Source organism: Neisseria sp. P0021.S007 (genome assembly GCF_051956855.1).
In genome coordinates this window covers 1-524 of sequence record NZ_JBQCXA010001151.1, presented here as the reverse complement: position 1 = coordinate 524, position 524 = coordinate 1, and the positions used below count along the sequence as shown (strand labels likewise).

At 43.9% G+C, this 524-nt stretch carries 1 protein-coding gene; it reads left to right on the top strand.

Features of this window, described 5'->3' with window-relative positions:
- Window positions 1-261: MFS transporter (locus ACTHUR_RS17995; RefSeq protein WP_440400110.1), on the top strand; the 261-nt coding region annotated here is incomplete at its 5' end.
- Window positions 262-524 lie beyond the last annotated feature (263 nt).

The following is a 524-nucleotide window of genomic DNA, read 5'->3' as shown; positions in this document are numbered from 1 at the left end:
GGCGCATGGGGCGTTTTGTACACCTACACCCCTGAGCTCTACCCCTTGCGCTTCCGTGCTTTCGCATCCGGCTGGGCAGGCGCCATCGGCCGCATCGGCGGCATACTCGCGCCCATAGTGGTGGCGGCGATGGTGGGCAACAGCGGCGGCTTCGGCAATATCTTTATGATGTTCGCGCTGGTTATGCTGCTGATTGTGGCGGTAATCTTGGTATTGGGTGAAGAAACCAAAGGCCGTACGCTGGAAGACATCAGCCAATAAAAGATAGACATGAAAAAGGCCGTCTGAAAAATATTTTCAGACGGCCTTTTTCATTTACGTTTGTAATTTTAATACATCGATTTTCTGTTTTTATCTTAATTATCGAGGAAAGCGACGAAGAATAACCGTCTTTGTTTTTGCGTAGATAAAAATATTATACTTCAAAGAATTAAAATGAATAAACGATAAAATGGCCGTCTGAAAAGTTCAATCATGGTTTGTGATGTAGGTCAAAGCAAAATGTAACTAAATTACTTATAGTT